We start from the raw sequence: 22,210 nt of genomic DNA on the forward strand, positions 1-22,210 counted from the left end.
CCATTCTTGCGTACCTTCATCCGATTAAAAAACCATTTTTCAGTTTATCCCCAAATTATGATATATTTCCTAGTGTAGGATGATTATTATGGAGGAGGACGACGCGCAGATGGAGTACAGAATCGAGAAGGATACAATTGGGGAAATTCAAGTGCCTGCGGACAAGCTATGGGCGGCTCAGACCCAGCGTAGCTTTGAGAACTTTCAGATTGGTACTGAGAAAATGCCTCTGGATCTAATCCGGGTATTTGCTATTCTAAAGAAAAGCGCAGCACTAGCCAATGGCAAACTTGGTAAGATGGACTCAGTCAAAGTGGAGGCTATCGTTGCAGCTGCTGACGAAATTATCGAAGGTAAGCTCGATGAACACTTTCCGCTCGCCGTCTGGCAAACAGGCAGTGGTACGCAGTCCAACATGAACGTTAACGAAGTTATTGCAAACCGTGCGAATCAACTTTTGACTCAGCAAAATAGTTCCGTTCGCATTCATCCAAATGATGATGTGAACAAATCACAAAGTTCGAATGATACATTTCCAACCGCAATGCATATGGCTGCACTCATAGCCATCGAAGATCAGTTACTACCTTCTCTTGCACAACTCAAGGAAACATTCCGTCTCAAAGTGGAACAATTCCAAGACATTATCAAGATTGGAAGAACACATTTGCAAGATGCTACTCCTATGACCTTAGGTCAAGAGGTTAGTGGTTGGTATCGCATGCTTGAGAAAACAGAATCGATGATCCAACATAGTGTCGAGTATGTTCGTGAACTCGCCATTGGGGGTACCGCAGTCGGAACCGGTATTAATGCCCATCCGAAATTTGGAGACATGGTGGCTGAGGAGATCAGTACCCTAACGGGCAAAACCTTCACTTCAGCATTGAACAAATTCCATTCTCTCACGAGCCATGATGAACTCGTCTATGTTCACGGCGCACTGAAAGCGCTTGCCACTGATCTTATGAAGATTGCAAATGATGTGAGATGGTTAGCTAGTGGTCCAAGATGCGGTATTGGTGAATTGATAATTCCAGCAAATGAACCTGGAAGCTCCATCATGCCAGGTAAAGTAAACCCAACGCAAAGTGAAGCGTTAACGATGGTCGTATGCCAAGTCATGGGTAACGATGCTGCTATCGGTTTTGCTGCCAGCCAAGGGAACTTTGAACTAAATGTGTTCAAGCCTGTTATCATCTATAATTTCCTTCAATCAGCAGGACTATTGGCAGATGCTATGCGCTCCTTTAACGATAATTGCGCTGTAGGAATCGAGCCTAATCATGCCGTTATTCAACGTAATCTAGAACAATCCTTGATGCTAGTTACAGCTCTCAATCCTCATATTGGATACGAGAATGCAGCTGCTGTAGCTAAGCTAGCCCATAAAGAAGGTTTGACTCTCAAAGAGGCAGCCTTACGCAGTAATCTTTTAACGGAAGAACAGTTCGATGAGATTGTTCGTCCAGAACACATGATCCATCCGAAAGAAGACTAATCCACGTAAACGGATTCTAAACCTAGATTTAAGAAGAAGACCACCCGGCAGGAATGCTGGATGGTCTTCTTTTTTGTGCCATATTCATATAACATCATTCAGCGCCCTTAGGTGAAAAAAGCCTCCGGTCGATCGAGATGATACAGATTACGGTAACGTGGATAGTTCTTCATGAGCTCCGCATGGGAACCTCTCATTTCAATTTTTCCATTTTCCATAAAAATAATCTCATCCATATGCTCCGCACCAACGAGATGATGGGTCACCCATATGAGCGATTTACCTTCAAGCGTCTCAAAGATCGTCGAGAGCAGTTCATTCTCTGTCCGAGGGTCAAGTCCCACGGTTGGTTCATCCAGAATGACGACGGGTGTATCTTGCAACAGAACACGCGCTAAGGCAATCCGTTGCCGTTCACCACCAGAGAAACGTTGTCCTGTCTCATGCATGGCAGTCTTATATCCTTTAGGAAGCGATTCGATCAGACGATCCATTCTGACTTTTCGAGCGACTTCACTAATCTCATCATCGGAAGCGTCCAATTTCCCTAGCCGTATATTATTCGTAACGGATGTATCGAATAGATGCGGACTTTGGTTCAATACGGAAATGAGATTAGGAATATGTTCTCCAAATTGACTGGCATCTGTACCTTTTATAGTGGCACTACCCTGTTCAGGTGCAACCGCACCTTGGATTAATTTCAACAACGTTGATTTCCCTGCGCCACTTCGTCCCATGATAGCAACTTTCTTCCCTTGGGGAATATCTAACGTAATGTCTTGGAAGGACCATGTACCCTCAGCATCATAGCGATACGAGGCATGATCAATCTTGATATGTGCATCACGTCTAGCCTTATCTACAAGTTCATCACTAACGGTCTCCATCTTAGAGGATTCACCCGTTAGAGAACCATCCTTTTGAACTGTTCCTTTTACCTGTATACCTACATCTTCAATTTCACGTAGTCTAGCAAAAGAACCCTGATAACGCGGTATCTTCTCCACAGCTTCAGAAATAGGTAGGAAGGCATCCATCAGTGGAAAAACAACGAGTACAAACGCAGCAATCATCGTCGAAGCAATCGCCCCATCAGCATACTGCTGACCTGCCCAGTACAACATAATGACTACTGCTACCCCCACAGTCGCTTGACCAATGAGTTGTCTCCATCTCGCCCAAGTACTTAATTTACGATCAATCGCTGTGACTTCTTGTTCATCACTTTCATAGAGCTCAACAAACTGTGCTGGTCTACCACTGATCACCCAATCACTCATACCCAACACAGCATCTGTTAGCGTCTGATACAACCGACCACGTTTCTGTTGAGACTGCTTATTCTTCGTCTTCGTAAGCCACAAAGAGATCCACGGCAATACGAAGATAAGGATAAGAAGATACAAGGCCATGAACAGTGCAAATTGTACATCAAACTGTCCTAATGCCGTTATGGATATGGCATATAACAACAAGGCTACTAAGCTTGGGAAAATCGTACGTAAATACACATCCTGCAGCTTCTCAATATCTTCTGCCAGAATACCAAGGATATCTCCTGTACGGAACCGAGATGAAATAAATAACGCTTGAGGTTCTAGAATACGATACATCTGAACACGCATCTTCGATAGAATCCGCAGAATCGTATCATGCCCGACAAGACGTTCGACGTAATGAACAACAGATCTACTGGTTCCAAACGTTCTTACGATAACAATCTGCACATACACCATCAGGATATTCTCTGGCCGAAGAGCAGACTTAGAGATCAGATAACCTGATGAGAACATAAGACTACTTGCCGTAAATACCGTCAGGGCACCAAGCGCAACAATCACTACGAAGCGCCAAAAGTATGAAGTGATATAAGGCCGCAGCCATTGTTCCCGTCTCATAGCACACCCTCCAGTTGTGATCTAATTAATTCATAATACACACCTTTGCAGGCGAGTAACTCCTCATGGGTACCAATCTCTGCAATCTTCCCTTGATCCATGACAATGATCTGATCCATATCTGGCATCCAGTGTAGTCGGTGTGTCGCTAGAAACACTAACTTCCCTTCAAATAGAGAGCGCATCGTCTCCTTTAACTCATACTCCGTCTCAATATCCAAATGCGCTGTTGGTTCATCTAATAGTATAACGGGGCGATCACTAAGGAATGCTCTTGCAAGAGCCACTCTTTGCGCTTGTCCACCACTGAGTGTACGACCTCCACCACCAATGATCTCGTCATATCCATTAGGTAAACTATTCACAAGATCGGATAATCCAGCACTCTTAACTGCTTGCTCAACTTCTTCCTGGCTTGCGCTCGGCGTGTAGAACTTTACATTGTCAGCAAGACTGCTACTGAAGAGATACGGACTCTGAGGAATATATGTCATCTGATTCTGCCATGCTTCATCTGTTAAAGCAGGCAGCCGTTGCCCATTCAGCGAGATATCACCTGAAGAAGGTCGTAAGAAGCCACTTAGAACATCAATCAAGGTGGATTTACCTGCTCCACTTTCACCAATAATCCCAATCTTACGTTTACCTTGAATATGCACGGTCACATCTTCTAAAGAATGTGGGCCTTCTTCTTCATGACGCACATTTACATGAGATAACGTTAGTTCACTATTCGAATTCCAAGAATATGAGAATCCTTCAGGTAAAGTGACATCCACCTTGGGGATTGGCATGTCTATGATAGCTTGGATCGATTCTCCTGCCTCTTTCCCATTCAAGGTTGCGTGATAATCGGCACCCACCATACGAACAGGTAAGAAGTACTCAGGAGCTAGTATAAGGATCGTCAATGCCGTAACAAGCATCATATCACCATTCACTAGACGAAGCCCCAGACCCACCGCTACAGTTGCTACAGACAACATCGTAAAGAAATCTAGAGCGAATGAAGACAGGAAAGCAACCCGTAAAGTACGCATCGTTGCCTTTCTATACTTATCACTAACTTTTCCAATCGTCTGACTATGCGACTTGCTTCGTCCTAAATACTTCAATGTCTCAAGTCCACGTAAGGAGTCTACGAAGTGATTCGCTAAATTGCGGTAAGATACCATTTGGCTATCTATTTTCTTCCCAGAATACATACCAATTAGGATCATAAAGGCAATGAGAATTGGCATCGTAACTAACAAAATAATCGCGGATTGAACATCCTGTGTACATACATAAATGAAAAGAACAGCAGGTATAATGACAGTTGCCACCATACGCGGAATGATTAATTCTAAATACACCTTGAATTTCGATACACCGTCTAGAACGATTGTTACTAGTTTCCCTGTTCCTTCCGTCTTCGCGAACCGAGGTCCAAGTTGGAACAATTTATCCATCAACTGTTTACGCAATAACGCACCGGTATGCTCAGCATAGCGGTACGTTATTTTTTGTTGAAGGAAATTCGTAAGATGTCTAACCAGGAAAGCGGCTAGAAATTGAAATATATTTTCTTTCTGTTCTTGCAAAGCCCCTCCTGCGAAGAGGGCGGAGACAACTTCCGATAACGATCTAGCCATCCATAGAATGGATACACTTTGCACTAAGGTCAGCAGTGCCACCGCCGCAAGGACGGGTTTAATTCCTTTGAATCCTAAAAGATCGCGGCCCATTAGTATTCCAAATGATCTTTCGCGTTCACGCGTTTATGGAATACGAAGTAACTCCATACTTGGTATCCTAGTACAAAAGGAAGCAACGTAAGTGCGACGATGGACATGACCTTTAATGAATAGTGACCTGATGCAGCATTCGTGATCGTCAAGCTAAAGGCATCACTAACGGAGCTAATCATGACTCTTGGGAACAACCCGATAAAGATTGAAGCGACGGACACAGCAATAACTGCTCCTGTCATCCCGAAAGCCCAAGCATCTTTTTTTCGTGAAATGAAATACGCAGCTAGGAAGTACACAATGACTCCTACAACAGCAACTATGCTTAGAATCGTACCCCGAACTTCGAATACATCTGTGTTAAAGTACGTCATCACAGCAAAACCAACCAACAGAATAGCCAGAGGAATCAGAAGTTTCTTAGCCATTGTACGCGCTCTGTCCTGTAAATCCCCCAATACTCTTAGGGTAGTAAACATCAGACCATGTACTAAGCACAGAACAACTACCGTAATACCTCCAAGTAAGGTGTACACATTCACTACATCAAAGAATCCTGCATTCATATTCATATCTTCACCAATTGGAACCCCTTGGATCAGACAAGCAAATACAACACCGAACAGAAGTGGTGGAAGTAAGCTGCCTAAGAAAATAACGACATCCCACGTTTTCTTCCATACCTGAGACGCTACTTTACCTCTGAATTCAAAAGCAACACCACGTCCAATCAGAGCCAATAGAACAAACACCAGTGGAATATAGAACCCACTAAATAATGTGGCATACCAATGCGGGAAAGCAGCGAACATGGCACCACCAGCTGTAATTAGCCACACTTCATTTGCATCCCAGAAGGGACCAATCGAATTTATTAACACACGGCGCTCTGTATCGTTCTTGGCTAGAATCGATGTAGACATACCTACTCCGAAGTCAAAGCCTTCTAAGAAGAAAAACCCTACAAATAGTACAGCAATCAATAAGAACCACAACTCATTAAGAGACATGATTACCCTCCTTATCAAATGGGTCGTGAGACTCTTCATCATGGGAATCCAAATCATTTGGCCCCTTCTTGATCACACGAACAAATAAGTAAACTAATACAAATGCTAACACAGTATAAGCAAGTGAGAAGGTAATTAACGAGAATAACATGGAACCCGCTGATACGTTAGGCGAGATACTATCTTCTGTCTTCATTAAACCAAAGACGGTCCATGGTTGGCGCCCAATCTCAGTCATAATCCAACCTGCCCAGTTCGCGATAAATGGCAATGAGATCGCCCAGATCATCATACGCATAAACCATTTGTTACTCTGTTCCAATTTCTTACGGGCAACGAGATACACACCATACATACTAAGAAGAATAAGCGCTGATCCAGCTGCTACCATGATGCGGAAACTCCAGAACGTCGTACGTACAGGAGGAATATAATCACCAGGACCATATTTCTGTTCATACTCTGCTTGCAACTGATTCATCCCAACGACTTCACCAGAGAACTGGCTATAAGACAAGAAACTGAGTAGGTACGGAATCTTAAAGGTGAACCCGTTCTCTTTTTTCTCAGGATCTATGCTCGCTATAACAGTCCATGGCGCTGGATCGGGACTTGTATCCCATAGTCCTTCTGAGGCTGCCATCTTCATCGGTTGAGTATCAACTAGATATTGTGCTTGACTATGTCCAACGAGTGCGACACCAATCGAAGATACAAGCCCTATAATGATAGCAATAATGAAGGATTTCTTGAAAAACTGAACGTCTTTGCCCTTCAAGAGTTTAAATGCGCTGACCCCAGTAACCAAGAATGCACCCGTCATAAATGCAGCTAATATGGTATGCGGGAACTCAAGAAGCACCTGTCCATTGGTGATCAAAGCTAAGAAATCATTCATCTCGGCTCGACCATTATTTATCTCAAACCCTACAGGTCTTTGCATAAAAGAATTCGCAACTAGAATCCAGAAAGCAGATAATACTGTACCAAAAGCTACTAACCAGATACACATAGCATGGAGCTTCTTAGATAGACGATCCCATCCGAAAATCCATAATCCAAGGAATGTAGACTCCAAGAAAAATGCAAGTAAAGCTTCAACAGCTAGCGGAGCTCCGAATACGTCCCCTACAAATCTCGAATAATCTGACCAGTTCATACCGAACTGGAATTCTTGTAAAATCCCTGTTACAACACCAACGGCAAAGTTAATGAGGAATAGCTTACCCCAGAATTTAGCCATCTTTTTGTATTCTTCTTTACCCTTGATAACATACATTGTTTCCATAATTGCAATCAGCAATGCTAAACCAATAGATAATGGAACAAAAATAAAGTGAAACAAAGTTGTTGACGCAAATTGGATGCGTGAGAGCATAACCGGATCCATCAATTCAATCCCTCTTCCTTGTTTAAGTTTCCAATTCCTTATTCTTTCAGAACAAGGATAATAAATATCTTATATTTCACATTCTGTCAGAGACTCGGCTAAACAATGTGTGATATTTATCACACTTTTCGCTAAAATCACCCAACATTGTGAAGTTTGTCACACAATATTTAAAATTAGAACGAATTTTTATTGAAAAAAATCCAATTTATTTAAATTTATCTATCACAAAACCAATAACGCTGCTGTGATCTAAAACATAGATTTAAAGTTACATACTAACGAATAATACTAAAGTATTTCAATCAACCGGATATGGACCTATATAAAGACAATGATTCTAGTGTAATCAACGTCGATACCCTCTTATCTACCAGCGTTCATCGTATAGCTGAAGGTGATCTAACTCAGAAGCCTTTAGAGTTCAAAAGTAAAGACAAGTAGGCAAGTTAGCAACAGATATTAATATCATGATGGTTAATCTACAGAATCTCCGAAAGTGCTGATATGCATAAAGGAACAGCCCATCGAATAATCGATGGGCTGTTCCTTTATGCAGACATTATTCTAAGAATCTCGTTCCACAAAGTACTTGTTCGTCATATACCAAGCATCACCTTTATCGGTAGGAACCTTCCCTTTTTTCTTATCCATAAATACGATTTCTTTGCACTTTGAACAGAACCATTTGGTTGTGTAGTATTGCGAGAAAGTCGTATAGGTTGTACCACATTTGCAGTCAACCTTAAAGAATACAAGGTTTTCTTCATAAGCCTGAGAAAGTTGGTCTGTTTTCTCTTGCTCTATTCCGGCTGAAATAGGTTTAATGATATCCACATAGCTTGAGAAACGATTCTGTACCTTGAAATCAGCCACTAATTCTGGATTCAATCCAAAGAACTCTTTTCCGATTGTAGTAATAAACTTCAAGTTCGATTTATAGCTCTCTAACCATTCTTGAATTTGCTTATTAGATAAAGGTACTGTTCCCTTAATACCGCTATTCAAGGTATATGTCATGATGGATAAATTCTCGTTGTCTTCATAATACATTAATTCGTAAACCTCCTTAATGATATCTTTATTAATGTACTACTTCTTCAAGAGATAATCAAAAGGATGAATCAGGGAACGCTTCCTATCCTAGGTAAGCATTCACCAACGACTTATGAAGCCATATTACCCCATGAGGTCCGAAAGGCCTGTCTCCAACTAACAATATTCACAATAATAAGAATGACCATATACATGTATACCCCATAACTGACAAAAGTACTTAGGAAGTGAATGCCTGCGAATGCAGCCATGATAGCCATGAGAACAAATAATAGCATCCCTTCGCCTTTTCCAGAGACTAGATAGGGTTCTGAGAAAGGTATTGCCTTTCTTAACATACAAAATGAAATAACGGTATATACACATACGCTTAATAGAAACACGATAATATCAGGAATAATCCTCCATCCAAATACAATGGTAAAGACAATGCTTACTAATAGGAAAATGGGTAGAAATAATCTAACTAGTAGCGCTTTAAGACTACCTTTTAGAATAGGTGTTACATCTTGAACCGGCATAACCTTGTAGATCCATGCCCCTTTGTAACTATCGGAGAATTTCAACATCATAATCACAGATGGAACAAATAAGGCTGCAGCATAGATGAGTAAATAACTTTTACTTGACGATACCTCGCCCCATTCTTGAGTCTGTAAAAAGTTAAATAAAAATATAAATGGAAATACAAGTGAAAAACCTAAAGATGGATACACCTTCAGCTTGAAATTTCGGTCATTATGTATCATATCTGAGGTAAAACGGAAGAATACCCTTTCTTCCTGAGTGGAACATAGGAATCTCGATATTCCTGTTCCTTTAGTACGAAATTCCTCCTTTCTCGTCACACTATTATTTGATAGTTTCAGTAAATTCCTCTCAAATAAGGGCATGCACTTGACATAGATAAATATAGATACTAAAGGTACTAGTACAGCCATAAGAGAGAAAATAATAAAGACATTCGTCTTATTCCCATGAATAAAAAATTCAAATGGAGCAGCGAACCATACCGGAACAATAAAATACTGCCACCACTTTCCATCAAATACATAATTGAAGTCTACAATACTAAATAATCTTGATACGAATTGGTACCCGACCGTCATAATCAACGTTAAGCCAATCTGCACATAATTAATCATATCCTTTAGCTTCTCTCCATCAAAAAACTGAAGGACAACGAGGTATAACAGGGCTGTTAAGACCACAATAAAGATATCTATAAGCACGAGCTCAAAGAGAAAGAGCAATAAGAAAACAATGCCGTGACGGATCGTTCCTCCAATAAGCGGAGCAATAGAAAGTGATGCCGTTATAAAGAAAAGGTAAATACTGATGTGTATGATTTTGGCAGCTTGAATTGTTCTTGCATCTACAGGTTTTGAATCCAGAATCGTCTTATCTCGAATGTCTAGGAGAACCGATGAGAAGTCGGAAATTAAAGAGGTCAACACCATAAAGATCACAATTCCAAATACCGTACTCATTGTAAATATGAAGTTATCACTCATCATAACGACAGGTGCTAAGGCTAATGTACCTAACAACAGATATATCCACATTGATCGCAGAAACTTATTCTGGTCTTCATTCTCCGGCTTCTGGTGAGACGAATTCCCAATAACTGTAGGCACTCTTCTGCCATCCAACGTTAATTTGGTTTGGAGAATCCTTCTCATGATCACATAGTTAATTCCTAACTTCTCAAATAGAATCTGAAAACGATCCAATATCCTTAAGGCTCTGAACTCATTCATAATTTACACCTCATGCACAATAGAGACGATTCGTTCTGCTATCATTTTATGGTCATGAGATCCGGTGAGTTGGTTGAATACTTGCTCTAGAGACCCTTCCTTAGATTGTTGCTGAAGTTCGTGAAAGGTACCATCTGCTACGATCTTTCCATCATCTAATAAAATAATTCGATTGCTAATCTTCTCTACCACATCCATGATGTGAGAGGAATAGAAAATCGTCTTTCCTTGTGCAGCTAAACAAGCTAGTAATTCTTTCACAACCATGACGCTATTGGCATCTAGCCCGCTGAGTGGTTCATCTAAGAATAGAATCTCAGGATTATGTATAAGACTTGAGATTAACAACACTTTCTGCTTCATTCCCTTTGAGAAGGAGGAAATGCGCGATTGATACATGTGTTTTAATTCAAAAGTATTCATCAACTGTTGTGCTTTGTGGTCTACCCTCTTATAGTCGATTCCGTAAAGTTGCCCAATAAACGTTAAATATTCTTGTGCTGTAAGGCTATCGTAGATATCCACTACCTCCGGTACATACCCAATCTTTCGCTTGTATTCAACGTTTCCATCCGAGATATCCCTACCTAGAATCTTCACCTCACCCTTGTATCCTTCGATGAGACCAAGTAGAATCTTCACCGTAGTGCTCTTTCCCGCTCCATTGGGTCCAATATATCCGATGATCTGTCCCTTAAATACATCTAGATTAATCCACCGTAGAATGGGCTTATCTCCGTAACTCAAGACTAAATCACGAATAGATATGATGGGTTCTTCCGTAAACTCCAATGCTATTCACTCCTCTCCTTCACACGATAATTGCAATTGTAAGTATATAATTTCTATACATGTTATAAATATCCTTTTTAAATCCAGATTAATTAATATTAATTTAAAACAATATGGCTCTTATACTTAAATTAAAAGGTACTCGTAAGAGCACCTTTTATTTATGATATTCTTTCAGCGATGGATCTGAGTATTACACCTACTGACGATTAAAGTGTGACACCAAGAATACGGCAGGTGAATTCCAGTAGATCGTTACTTCATTGGTAGAATAACTATCTTCATGGTCAGCGAAACATTGAGCTGCAGGTTTACCTTGCAAATGTTCCCTTACATAATCATCATGAAGCCCTTGATCGGGACCGCCGGCAACCATACCTGGTACGGGAGCCAACGCATCGTCACCTACGGATGGACGATGATGCGGATTCATCACAGGATGATCTCCAAATCCGGTAACATAACTTATATCTAGCACATTACGTCCCATTAAGTAATGAAGATGATTCAATGCACACACCTCATAGGCCGGGTCTTCGTGTAGGCCATAAGCAATAAGCAACACCATCGCATTGTTCAGAACCAACATATTGCTACCCCATATGTAATCTTCGGATCGAAGCGAAATAAGATATCCATCTTGATTCCCCTGTTGTACTAGTCGATTGGCTTCCTTCAGCCACTCTTCCTTTAATTCGGTGTACAAGCTCTCATTCACTTGTTCTACACCATGTAGTAAATAAGAAATGGTTCCATAGCCGCCCATATCTGCCCAGCCTAATTGAATCTTTGAGAATGTTTCCTTCGAGAGCGCTTGAAAGGCACGGTGGTAAGACTCATCTCCTGTTGAACGGAATAGTTCAGCAGCCGCCCAATAGCGCTCATCCAAATCCTGCTCATCACCATACTCTCCCGTCGTAATATCCGACGGATTCTTAAATCCAGGTACTGTAGGATTTGCCTCTAACCAATTCCAAGCCACTATGGCTGCTTTCAAACAGCTTTCGGCAAAATCAGAATCGAATGGCATATAAATACGTGCTGCCATCGCCATCACACCTGCGAAACACCCCGTTGCGGTAGCAGAGATTGGTGAGAAATATAAATCAGAATCGTCGTCTTCTGGCATCACATCTAAGGCAGGAAAGTTCAATGTGGTCAGCTTGTGGAACACGCCACCGGTTTGCGTCTCTTGCATTTTCATTAACCATTCCAGTTCAACGCGACACTCATGCAATACATCCGGCGTGTGAGTGTCACTCTCTGGTAATGGAACAGGTTCACTGAATGACTCAGGATACAACTCATAGGCAAGTAATAAGTCAGCAACTGCTTTTGCACCCGGACCTGAATATTTACCATAATCCCCTGCATCATGCCAACCGCCACAACCATCTAGCAAGGTGTTAGGTTCCCCATAGACTATTCCCCTTGTTAAATGACATGCTTTATGATTCCAACGCTCTGCGAATTCCTCTTCTAACTCTACACCACAGCGGAAATAATAGAATGCTTTCAAGAGTCCCTTGTGAAGCTGCTGATAAGGTCGATCTACAATCATGAAGGAACCTGACGAACCTCGACCATCCTGCTCAATATGATATTGTCCTGGCTCCTGTATAAGTGAGAAATCTCCTATATGAACGGTAACCCCACTTGCATCATCCTTACGTGGTTCTCCTGTATGTCCATGAAACACAACCTCTTTGGTTGTATTGTTCACGACTCGAAACTCTCCACCTCGTCCCTTAAATATGGCTATCTTCTTGCTATGGATTGGATATCCAATCTGATTTATCGTAATGCTACGGATTCCACTTTCACTCATCTTTGTTTCCTCCCTCTCACTCCAAATCCAAAATACACGTATAATATATCTTACAATGCAGTAATTGTATATTAGATCCTCAAAAATACCTGATGAGATTCCATCAGGTATTTCAAAGGGACATCTTATTTTTTCCTTTTCACAAGACGAACGGGTGAACTTAATTTTCTATACCGCATGACTTTGCGATACACTGATTTATCAGCCAACTTGTTAAAGATATAAGGATCCGGGTTAGAATTCACCTCGATAATCCACGGACTCATCGATTGATCAAGTCCTACATCTACACCAACTTGCCGATAATTAGGATACTTCTTCTTTAATTGCTTAGCGATCGTAACACCTAATCTACTCATTTTATCTATGAGGGCTTGTTGTCCACTTAATGACAGATGAGAAGATAACAATCTCTCGATGGATACCAATTTACCCCCACTATGATAATTCGTTACTATTTTCCCCGGGTGGGCAACTCTACCAATGATTCCGGTTGTTTCCCAGACCCCCTTAGGATTCAGTTGAACCATGACCCTAATGTCAAATCTACGCTTTTGATATTTCAGTAAATGAATGCCCATCTGTACCAGATAACTTCGTTTCTTCGTAACCTTTTTTAACGATTGATAAAAGGAATAATAGTCTTTAAAGGTTCTCTTACTCATTTCAATCTGATATTGATACTTGTACATTCCTTGTGGCAATATCTCTGCACGTATAACTCCATTACCGTACGTACCACGTTCAGGCTTAATATATACCATCCCATACCTTGCTAACATGGCTGATAGGTTATCCATCGTCAATCTCTGTGTCTCGGGAATATACTTGCTAATTTCGCCGTGACTCAGTAATGCGTTGGTCTTAAGCCATTTACTTGTTATCGTGCTCATCCGCTTACCCTTCATACCTAACCTCTCTCCCTATGAATGAAATGAACTGCATTGGTCATGGCATCCTTAATCCCAAAATCAATACATTCTATTCATCCATCTGCTTCCTTGTATAGTTCATATATATGATCTTTGTGGAAATAGAAGATATTAAGGTACCGACCATAAGACCATACTTTTTCTACAGAGGTAGCATATCCTAGAGAAATAACTAAGTTGTTCCTGACGGATAGGAGAGAAGCTATGCGCATTCTTATCGTTGCCCCAGAACGGATACCCGTTCCAGGAAGTGGTTCTGTAGAAATATGTATTCTCGCAATAGCTAGGCAACTCGCCACTAATCATCAAGTCACCATTATCAGTAGACGCACCCCTTCTTTGCCGCATCAGACTCAGATGGGGAATATTACTATTGTCAGAGTACCCTCAAAGAATACTTCAACCTATATCTCCGCTGTGATCCGTTACATTAGACAGGGAACAATCTATGACTTCATTCAAGTCGATAATCGCCCGCAATATATGGCTCTCATTAAGCAGACATTCCCAGAAATACCAATCTCCTTATTTCTTCATTCTTTAACATTTGTTCCTCCACAACCAGTCATTTCACGATACTTAAAAAAAGCAGATCTCATCATCGCTAATAGCCATTCGTTACAACAGAAACTAGCTTCGCAATTTCCACAATCGGCAAAGAACATCCATACGGTAGAGTTAGGTGTAGATATTTCCCGTTTCCGTTCAGCTACAGAAATAGAGAAGAGAACTAGCAGGAAACGTTATGGTATCGGCAATGCTTTTACTATTCTTTTTGTAGGTAGAATCATTCCACAAAAGGGTGTTTCTATACTGCTTCAAGCCGCACACCTCGTGCGAAAATATACACCTGTGCAAATCGTTATCGTAGGCAGAGTTCGGCCTTCCTACATGAGACGCCTTAAGAGCCAGGCTCGAACTTTAGGCGTGCCTATTACTTATCTAGGGGAATTTGCTCATGCCAAGATTCATAAAATATACCGTCTAGCTGATTGCTTCGTATGTCCATCTCAGACCCATGAGGCCTTCGGTCTTGTCAATATAGAAGCTATGGCTTCAGGGGTACCTGTCATCGCTTCTCGAAATGGTGGCATTCAAGAAATCGTCATTCATGGACACAACGGTTACCTTGTGAATCAATACCGTAAACCACAAGGATTCGCTGATTATATACTTAGATTGGCTAATAGTATCAGTCTTCGAGATCGTATGGGTGCGAATGGTCGTAATGATGTCCTTGAACAGTTCACATGGGATCAGACTGCAAGTAAGCTTACGAATCTATACAGACTTGAACTATAACAAAGAACGACACCCCCACGAAGAGGCGCCGTTCTTTATGAAACGCTAGAGTGATGTGAATACGTTAGGACTACCCTCATCTCCTACAAAAGAAGGTCCATCCTCTGTGGAGACAGCTGGAGGTTGTTGCGTGATCGTAACTTGGTTCTGCTTCATTTCTAAATTCTTAAATGCTATAGCCAACATAAGCTTTATTCGATTAATCTGATTCACTTCACTCACACCCGGATCATAATCAATATACGTTATATTAGCCTGTGGATATTCAGACTTCAGCCCTTTAGCAACACCTTTGCCCGTCACATGATTAGGCAAACAAGCAAACGGCTGTATACATACAATATTATCAGTACCCGATTCGATTAAATCCATCATTTCAGCTGTGAGAAACCAACCCTCTCCCGTATGATTACCAGGTGAGATAATCTTCTCTGCCCTTTCAGCCAATTCATAAATAGAATGTGGCTTAGAGAACTTAGCATATTTACCAAGCACTGATTTCATCACTCGTCGGTAATACTCAATACCCGCAATTGCCGCATTACCAACGAGATAACCTTTCAAGCTTCCTTCAAGGAGCTTATATGCTGTATCACTTCCATAGGCACAGTAGAGAAAGAAGTCCAGCAGATCGGGAACAGCAACCTCCACCCCTTCCTTCTCCAATAACTGGACGATGTTATTATTCGCCTGTGGGTGGTATTTCACAAGAATCTCTCCAACCACTCCCACCTTAGGTTTCCGAACAAGCTCAATATCCAGATCATCAAAATCAGCTACGATTTGCTTAATGTTCCGACGGAACGTTGTATGGTTCCCATCCCGAACTGACATCTTGCAACGTTCTACCCACTTCTCATATAGAGCATTCGTAGCTCCTCTTGCCTTCTCATAGGGCCTTACTCGATACAATAATCGCATGAGCAAATCACCATACACGATCCCGAGCAGTCCTTTATTCATTAACCCTCGTGTCACCTTGAATCCTGGATTCTCCTCAAGTCCGCTACCTACATTTAACGAGATGACAGGAATGTGAGCCATACCCGCATCCTTCAAAGCTTTCCTTAAAAAGCTAATATAGTTCGTCGCTCGACATCCTCCGCCCGTCTGTGTGATCAAGAGTGCGGTTCGATACAAGTCATATTGACCCGATTTCAGGGCATGAATCATCTGACCCACAACAATAATCGTTGGATAACAGGCGTCATTATTAACGTAGCGTAACCCTTCCTCAATCGTCTCTGCATTGACGTAAGGTAGAACTTCAAATCGATATCCCTCAGCACGAAAGGCTTCCTGCACAAATTGAAAATGTATAGGAGCCATCTGTGGAGCTAGAATCGTATGCGTATCCTTCATTTCCTTCGTAAACATCACCCGATCCTGTGATGCCTGTTCTTCTGTAGCATATGCTACTTCCTCGCATCTGGAGCCGCAAGGCTGTTGACTTCGTTCCTTCATGGCAGCCTTTAAGGAGCGTAGGCGTATCCTCGCTGCCCCGAGGTTATTCCCTTCATCTATTTTGAGACAGGTATAAATCTTACTACGGCTCGCCAGTATTTCCTCAATCTGATCTGCTGTAACCGCATCTAACCCACAACCAAATGAATTCAATTGAACATATTCCAACTGGCTTGAATGCCCGGCGACATCCGCAGCCGCATAGAGACGAGAATGATACACCCATTGGTTCATCACTCTTAGCTTCATGTTAGGATCACGCAAATGAGCTATGGAATCTTCACTCAGTACGGCCATGCCAATCTGCGTAATCATCTCAGGGATGCCATGATGAATTTCAGGGTCGATATGATAAGGTCTTCCCCCTAGAACGATGGCTTTTTCTCCAGTTTCCTCAAGACAGGCAAGAACTTCCTCCCCTTTTGTGCGAATATCTTGCTTTACTAGCTCATCCTCTAGCCAGGCAAGTTGAACGGCTTCGGCGATTTCTTTTCGCGAAATTTGGAAGCATTTCAATTCCTCCGTTAATCGCTGAATAAGTTTTCTCTTGTCTTTGTAAGGTAAGAAGGGATTCATAAAGGTCACATGCTGTTCCTCCAGAACCTCCATATTGATCTTAATAACTTCCGAATACGATGTCACAATCGGACAGTTATAATCGTGATCCGCCTCTTCAAGCTTATCTTTCTCATTCGGAATAGCTGGATAGAAAATAAACTTCACCCCGCGATTCACCAGATCCATGACATGCCCATGGGCTAGCTTCGCAGGATAACAAGCTGATTCGGATGGAATAGATTCTATCCCAAGCTCATATGTGGCCTTCGATGAATGGCTAGAAAGCTCAACTCTAAATTTTAAATGGGTGAAGAAGGTGAACCAGAACGGATAATTCTCATACATATTTAACACTCGAGCGAGCCCTACAACTCCCCGCTCAGCATTCTCTGGAGGCAATGGTTCATAATCAAAAATGCGCTTATATTTATAATCATAAAGATTCGGAAGATGTTGATTAGTTAATTTCTTACCTTCCCCACGACTACAACGATTACCTGAGAAGAAGGTTGATCCACTTGAGAATTTGTTAATCGTCATTTGACAACTATTGCTACAACGATTACATCGTGTAAGCTGTGTCTTCATCTCGAAACCTCTCATTGCCTCTTCGGATAACAGGGTGCTCTGCCCTATCTGTTCTCGTTCCTTCGCGATTAATGCAGCACCAAATGCCCCCATCAAGCCGGCGATAGTAGGTCGGACAACCTCACGACCGATGATCATTTCAAATGCTCGCAATACAGCATCGTTATAGAACGTGCCGCCCTGTACCACGATACGCTGTCCTAGCTGCTCTGGTGTACGAATCTTTATCACTTTATAGAGTGCATTCTTTATCACAGAGTACGATAGGCCTGCTGACAGATCAGCTACCGTCGCACCTTCCTTCTGAGCCTGTTTCACCCGTGAATTCATGAACACGGTACAACGCGAACCTAGCTCAACCGGTTGTTGAGACAATAAGGCAACACGTGCAAACTCTTGGATATCCATGCCGAGGGTCTGAGCATATGTCTCTAAGAAAGAGCCACACCCTGCCGAACAAGCTTCATTCAGAATGATACTGTCAATGACACCATTATGAATTCGCATGCACTTCATGTCCTGACCACCGATATCCAATATAAAGTCGACATCGGGATAAAAGAACTGTGCCGCCTTGAAGTGAGCCATGGTCTCAATCTCACCTTCATCGATATGAAGTGCTGCTTTAATTAAATGCTCTCCGTACCCCGTAACCGTCGTATTAGCAATGACTGCACCATCAGATAATTGAGTATAGATGTCCGTTACAATCTGAAGTGCCGTCTTCACTGGATTCCCTTCATTACTGCCATACCAGGAATATAACATGGCTCCTTCTTCATCAATCAACACAGCCTTGGTTGTTGTGGAACCTGCATCAATTCCTAGATAACAGCGCCCTATATAACCCTCAATCTCCTGTGTAGGTACAGTATGTTGTTGATGTTGAGCCCGAAATTGCTCAATCTCCTGTTCATCCTTGAATAAAGGGACAAGTCGCTCCACATTCTCATCCGCAAAGGTGGTTAGTCCATCTACTGCATTCATGAACGTTGAGAATTGAATGACCGCTTCCTTCCGCGCCTCAAGGGCTGCACCGATTGCAACCATAAGATGAGAATTTTCCGGAAAAATAACTTTATTCTCACGCAAATGAAGCGTCGCAACAAACCGTTTACGAAGCTCTGAAAGATAAGTCAATGGCCCTCCTATAAAGGCTACATTGCCTTTGATCGGCTTCCCACAAGCTAGACCACTTATCGTCTGTGTAACCACGGCCTGAAAAATAGACACTGCAATATCTTCTTTAGCTACTCCCTCATTAATTAACGGTTGAACGTCTGTCTTAGCGAATACACCACATCTTGCTGCAATAGGATAAATACGCTTATAATTCTTGGCCAACTCATTTAGACCTTGCGCATCTGTTCGTAACAAGACAGCCATCTGATCGATAAATGCACCCGTCCCCCCAGCGCAAGAACCGTTCATGCGTTGTTCTGTACCACCTCGAAAGTAGGTGATCTTCGAATCCTCTCCACCAAGCTCGATAATAACATCCGTTTGCGGCATCAAATGCTGAGTCGCATTCATACCTGCAATGACCTCTTGAATAAAAGTAACCTGAATCCATTCCGAGATCGATAATCCACCTGAACCTGTAATGGCAACAGCAATATCTGTATCTCCTATATGTAGGTGTGCCTCGTGTATTAATGTAATGAATGTATTCCTAATGTCCGAATTATGTCTTCTATAGTTACTATAGATCAATTCCGTATTCTCGTTAATGATAGCCATCTTAATCGTCGTTGAACCAATATCAATACCAAGATACATCCTATCGCTCTTCATCCTTATATGCCTCCCCATCCCCACTTGTTAAAAAAAGTAACGATTCCAATAATGTGTTCTTATCACTCTCTTGAAGAGATGGCATGCCAAATAAAGCATTAAATTTCAGACCGTCGATCGTAAGCCGAATCATCATCGCCGATTTAGGGTGAATACCATCATGCTCCATGTTGTCCTTCCACAATTCGTAATGTTCATGAAAGGGTCTTAGCATTTCAGGATGCGTCGAAATAGCGGCCAACAACCCTGCATTCGTCTGGTCAAGTTCATCAAATTGTGCAAATACCTCTTCTATATAAGCGCGACACCATTTACCCCGAGGGTTAGGATCATCGGACACCCGTTTCATCATTCCCTCGGTTACACGATCCATAATATCCGTAACCATCGCTTCAAACAGTGCGTCCTTACTTGGAAAGTGATATAACAATCCACCTTTACTTATCCCCGTCTCTTTGGCGATCGCATCCAAAGTCACGTTAGAGACACCCTTGCTACAAATAAGGTAAGATGCTGAATGTAAAATGTCCTGACGTTTGGACAATCTTGAAGTGATTCTCACGGACCTTCACCAACCTTTTCACCGTCTGGACGGTATAGTATGGTTAGAAAATATCCTATTTCCCTGAATCAATTTCATAAATCGTTCTCTCATTAATTAGATTAACCGAATATTAACACCCTCATTTTTTTAAAATAGGGCTACGCAGTTAATTTATTTGCTTTAATACTTTGGTTCAAACGGTCAACGGTAAGTTTACAAGCGTTATACGTCAGACAAGCTAGTTCAAAATCGACTTTGGCCAATGCTCCACGATGACGAAGGTTGTTCAGTTGAAAGTATTCTTTTAGATAGGCATTTACTCGTTCGACTGCGGTTCTTTTCTTGTACAGTTCATAATAACGGTCACTACCCCGAGCAGGAACGGTGTATCTTCTTGGATGATCATCGATTCTTTTCTTGAAGACCTTCTGGCATTCTCCATCGTTAAAAGGACACTCTTTGCACTCTTTGGGTTGCGTGTATTTGTTGGTTTTGTATCTCGCGTCATAGCTGTCGTATCGATAAGAATGACCCTCTTTACAAATCGGACGAAAGTACTTGTCCGCATCGGGATCCGGTTGTTCGTTACGACGGTTGTAATCCATGAGTGCTCTGGCTCCCATGTTCTCAACCTGTTTGTAAATCGGTACTAAATCATAACCAGCATCCGCCAGCACATGAGAAAAAGGTAGCCCAGGGTACCTTTCGGCTAGTCCTTTAAGTAAGGGGATCGCCATCTTACCATCGTTAATGTTGCCGGAAGAAAGTATCGCTGTAAGGATATATTGCCTTTTGCAGTCGACGAGAAGATGTGCTTTAAAGCCATACCAGAATACATTTTTTCCTTGGGAATTCTTCTTTACACCCCAGGCAGGGTTTAGTGGAATTTCCTTCACCAACTCTTCATACGAGTAACATAATTGTGCTTCTACCTTCTTCTCGAACAAGGAACGATTCTCTTCAAGTTCTAACTGTTCCTTTAGCCATTGCTCTCGCTCATCCTTAGATTTGCGACCCCGTTTTTTCTTGGGAGGTTCAGTTACTAGTTGGTTCGGTTCGTCTTTCTTCTTATCCGGTTGGCGATCTCTAGCTTCAATATGAGTGGCATCCATGGCGACCTCGGATGCATCAATAAACCCTTCTTGAAAGGCTTGTTGAACTAATTTTTCATTGGACTGCTGAAAAACTTGGGATTTTTGAAGCTTTTGGATTAGCCGCGTATATGAAGCTTCACTTGGAATTCGATCGGAACCGGTAAACCCACAGTCCGTACTAAATTCAATACTTCTATTCAGGCGCTTTCTTAGATCTTCAATCGTTGGGATACGTTCGACGATCCGAATGAACAGCGAGTGTAGCATAGCTGCATAGTTGAGCTGTGTTGGTGCCCCTAGAAATGCCTTCTTAGAAACAACGCGTAGGAATGGATTAATATCTAGCGTCTCAAAGAGATAACCGTACGTATCCTTGGGGGACATTTCCAGTAAATCCTCCAAGGAAAACAAACTTTCTTGTCGAATACTATACATCGAGAGTACTCCTTTCAATCTCTGTGTAAAGTAGCGGTACTAAACACTTCGAGATTTGGGGAGGTACTCCTTTTTTCATGTTCTAAAAACTTAAGCACAGTAAGGCTTTGAATTTATGAAATTGATTCCCCTAAAAATAAATATGATCGAATTCATATTTATCACCTATCTATGCCTACCATCGTCCCCTCCAAGCGTTTATTCACATCAAATTTGGTTCCAAAAGAAAAACTGCCAAGATCAGGATCTCGGCAGTAAATAGGTTAGCATTTGAATTAGAAATATCTTCTTCTAGTTGAACCCACCAGTATGATTGCAAGTAAATCGAACAGTACTAATGGGAGAATGAATGGTGCAAAAGAGGTATGAACTTTCTTATCGCTCTTAACGGAAGAAACTTTTAAAAACATTTTCGTAGGACTAACTTTCACAATCTCTCCGTAAAAGGTACTTCCATACTTCGTTTTCACCTTCACAAATTTATGAAGATGTTTCCTCGCTGTAACATAATGGGATTTAGGTGACATAATT

Annotated in this window: 15 protein-coding genes; 2 read left to right on the forward strand and 13 right to left on the reverse strand. The window is 41.7% G+C overall.

Going from position 1 to position 22,210, the window contains the following annotated elements; all coding sequences use genetic code 11:
* Positions 1-109 precede the first annotated feature (109 nt).
* The gene (gene fumC, locus AC1D69_RS14345; RefSeq protein WP_495456839.1) at positions 110-1,501 is read left to right on the forward strand and encodes a class II fumarate hydratase; all 1,392 of its coding nucleotides are present in this window, start codon (positions 110-112) and stop codon (positions 1,499-1,501) included.
* 107 nt (positions 1,502-1,608) lie between these two features.
* Here the strand turns inward: fumC and cydC are convergent, their stop codons facing one another.
* The 9 genes from cydC to AC1D69_RS14390 all read right to left on the reverse strand — a co-directional run bounded on the left by cydC (position 1,609) and on the right by AC1D69_RS14390 (position 13,876).
* Positions 1,609-3,402: a thiol reductant ABC exporter subunit CydC gene (gene cydC / locus AC1D69_RS14350; protein ID WP_495456840.1), complete on the reverse strand. Its 1,794-nt coding sequence runs from the start codon at positions 3,400-3,402 to the stop codon at positions 1,609-1,611.
* Positions 3,399-5,129, reverse strand: a complete 1,731-nt coding sequence (cydD, locus tag AC1D69_RS14355) for a thiol reductant ABC exporter subunit CydD (protein ID WP_495456841.1) — start codon at positions 5,127-5,129, stop codon at positions 3,399-3,401. The genes cydC and cydD overlap by 4 nt, the downstream gene beginning before the upstream one ends.
* Positions 5,129-6,145: a cytochrome d ubiquinol oxidase subunit II gene (gene cydB, locus AC1D69_RS14360; protein WP_495456901.1), complete on the reverse strand. Its 1,017-nt coding sequence runs from the start codon at positions 6,143-6,145 to the stop codon at positions 5,129-5,131. Before cydB ends, cydD begins: the two co-directional genes overlap by 1 nt.
* Positions 6,132-7,532: a cytochrome ubiquinol oxidase subunit I gene (locus tag AC1D69_RS14365; protein WP_495456842.1), complete on the reverse strand. Its 1,401-nt coding sequence runs from the start codon at positions 7,530-7,532 to the stop codon at positions 6,132-6,134. The genes cydB and AC1D69_RS14365 overlap by 14 nt, the downstream gene beginning before the upstream one ends.
* Before the next feature lie 567 nt (positions 7,533-8,099).
* Positions 8,100-8,585 (reverse strand): hypothetical protein, encoded by a 486-nt coding sequence (locus AC1D69_RS14370; RefSeq protein ID WP_495456843.1) that lies wholly within the window; start codon positions 8,583-8,585, stop codon positions 8,100-8,102.
* A 113-nt stretch (positions 8,586-8,698) separates the two neighbouring features.
* Complete coding sequence (locus tag AC1D69_RS14375) at positions 8,699-10,348, reverse strand: hypothetical protein (RefSeq protein ID WP_495456844.1); 1,650 nt, start codon at positions 10,346-10,348, stop codon at positions 8,699-8,701.
* A gap of 3 nt (positions 10,349-10,351) precedes the next feature.
* On the reverse strand, positions 10,352-11,140 hold the full coding sequence (locus AC1D69_RS14380; RefSeq protein ID WP_495456845.1) for an ABC transporter ATP-binding protein: 789 nt from the start codon (positions 11,138-11,140) through the stop codon (positions 10,352-10,354).
* Positions 11,141-11,339: 199 nt separating this feature from the next.
* Positions 11,340-12,968 carry a glycoside hydrolase family 9 protein gene (locus AC1D69_RS14385; RefSeq protein ID WP_495456846.1) on the reverse strand — a complete coding sequence of 543 codons (1,629 nt, stop codon included), beginning with the start codon at positions 12,966-12,968 and terminating at the stop codon, positions 11,340-11,342.
* Positions 12,969-13,093: 125 nt separating this feature from the next.
* Positions 13,094-13,876 carry a YheC/YheD family protein gene (locus AC1D69_RS14390; RefSeq protein WP_495456847.1) on the reverse strand — a complete coding sequence of 261 codons (783 nt, stop codon included), beginning with the start codon at positions 13,874-13,876 and terminating at the stop codon, positions 13,094-13,096.
* A gap of 228 nt (positions 13,877-14,104) precedes the next feature.
* On the opposite strand from AC1D69_RS14390, the gene AC1D69_RS14395 reads away from it, so the two are divergent.
* Entirely contained in the window at positions 14,105-15,202 is a 1,098-nt protein-coding gene (locus AC1D69_RS14395) for a glycosyltransferase family 4 protein (RefSeq protein ID WP_495456848.1), read from the forward strand.
* Between the two features lie 45 nt (positions 15,203-15,247).
* Here the strand turns inward: AC1D69_RS14395 and AC1D69_RS14400 are convergent, their stop codons facing one another.
* The 4 genes from AC1D69_RS14400 to AC1D69_RS14415 all read right to left on the reverse strand — a co-directional run bounded on the left by AC1D69_RS14400 (position 15,248) and on the right by AC1D69_RS14415 (position 22,206).
* Positions 15,248-19,606, reverse strand: a complete 4,359-nt coding sequence (locus AC1D69_RS14400) for an acyl-CoA dehydratase activase-related protein (protein WP_495456849.1) — start codon at positions 19,604-19,606, stop codon at positions 15,248-15,250.
* Positions 19,593-20,168: a TetR/AcrR family transcriptional regulator gene (locus tag AC1D69_RS14405; protein ID WP_495456850.1), complete on the reverse strand. Its 576-nt coding sequence runs from the start codon at positions 20,166-20,168 to the stop codon at positions 19,593-19,595. The genes AC1D69_RS14400 and AC1D69_RS14405 overlap by 14 nt, the downstream gene beginning before the upstream one ends.
* A 140-nt stretch (positions 20,169-20,308) precedes the next feature.
* Positions 20,309-21,679 carry a transposase gene (locus AC1D69_RS14410; protein WP_495456851.1) on the reverse strand — a complete coding sequence of 457 codons (1,371 nt, stop codon included), beginning with the start codon at positions 21,677-21,679 and terminating at the stop codon, positions 20,309-20,311.
* 275 nt (positions 21,680-21,954) lie between these two features.
* Positions 21,955-22,206: a hypothetical protein gene (locus AC1D69_RS14415; RefSeq protein ID WP_495456852.1), complete on the reverse strand. Its 252-nt coding sequence runs from the start codon at positions 22,204-22,206 to the stop codon at positions 21,955-21,957.
* Positions 22,207-22,210 lie beyond the last annotated feature (4 nt).

The sequence above is a fragment of the Paenibacillus sp. Y301 genome, from assembly GCF_059445505.1.

Bases quoted from the DNA above. Each gene is read 5' to 3' on its own strand.
- fumC (WP_495456839.1), top strand. From the start codon at position 110: ATGGAGTACAGAATCGAGAAGGATACAATTGGGGAAATTCAAGTGCCT.
- cydC (WP_495456840.1), bottom strand. From the start codon at position 3,402: ATGAGACGGGAACAATGGCTGCGGCCTTATATCACTTCATACTTTTGG.
- cydD (WP_495456841.1), bottom strand. From the start codon at position 5,129: ATGGGCCGCGATCTTTTAGGATTCAAAGGAATTAAACCCGTCCTTGCG.
- AC1D69_RS14365 (WP_495456842.1), bottom strand. From the start codon at position 7,532: ATGGATCCGGTTATGCTCTCACGCATCCAATTTGCGTCAACAACTTTG.
- AC1D69_RS14370 (WP_495456843.1), bottom strand. From the start codon at position 8,585: ATGTATTATGAAGACAACGAGAATTTATCCATCATGACATATACCTTG.
- AC1D69_RS14375 (WP_495456844.1), bottom strand. From the start codon at position 10,348: ATGAATGAGTTCAGAGCCTTAAGGATATTGGATCGTTTTCAGATTCTA.
- AC1D69_RS14385 (WP_495456846.1), bottom strand. From the start codon at position 12,968: ATGAGTGAAAGTGGAATCCGTAGCATTACGATAAATCAGATTGGATAT.
- AC1D69_RS14390 (WP_495456847.1), bottom strand. From the start codon at position 13,876: ATGAAGGGTAAGCGGATGAGCACGATAACAAGTAAATGGCTTAAGACC.
- AC1D69_RS14395 (WP_495456848.1), top strand. From the start codon at position 14,105: ATGCGCATTCTTATCGTTGCCCCAGAACGGATACCCGTTCCAGGAAGT.
- AC1D69_RS14400 (WP_495456849.1), bottom strand. From the start codon at position 19,606: ATGAAGAGCGATAGGATGTATCTTGGTATTGATATTGGTTCAACGACG.
- AC1D69_RS14410 (WP_495456851.1), bottom strand. From the start codon at position 21,679: ATGTATAGTATTCGACAAGAAAGTTTGTTTTCCTTGGAGGATTTACTG.
- AC1D69_RS14415 (WP_495456852.1), bottom strand. From the start codon at position 22,206: ATGTCACCTAAATCCCATTATGTTACAGCGAGGAAACATCTTCATAAA.